This is a genomic window from Aquirufa beregesia, from assembly GCF_011090385.1.
Lineage (GTDB): Bacteria > Bacteroidota > Bacteroidia > Cytophagales > Spirosomataceae > Aquirufa > Aquirufa beregesia.
Genome location: NZ_SEWW01000038.1, coordinates 1 through 345 on the forward strand (window position 1 = coordinate 1; position 345 = coordinate 345).

General features: G+C 46.4%; 1 protein-coding gene. It reads right to left on the minus strand.

The features are described 5' to 3' along the window. The coding region (locus EWU23_RS13790) for a hypothetical protein (RefSeq protein WP_166233193.1) at positions 1–345 on the minus strand (345 nt) is incomplete at both ends.

Genomic DNA, 345 nt, shown 5'->3' on the forward strand with positions numbered 1-345 from the left:
TCAAGCCTAAGCTTGTCAAGTTCGCTACTCCACTCGTAAAGTCGCCTGCTTGATTCAACACGTTGTTCACTCCTGAGCCTAATCCTGTGATTGCTCCGGTTAACGTGCTCGTTACTGTTACATTATTTGTATTGGCAGCAAAAGTTGTGACCGTATTGCCATAAGCATCTTGGGCTGTCAAGGTATTCGTGCCGGTAAAGGCTGTTCCATTCGTTTGAGGACTCGCTAAGCTAACAGCTAATTTCGTCATCGTTGATGCACTCACGGCTACTGTCAATCGATCTGCTCCTGCAGCAACGATACTTCCATCTGTAACAGCCACAACAGCTGATTCCACATTGTACA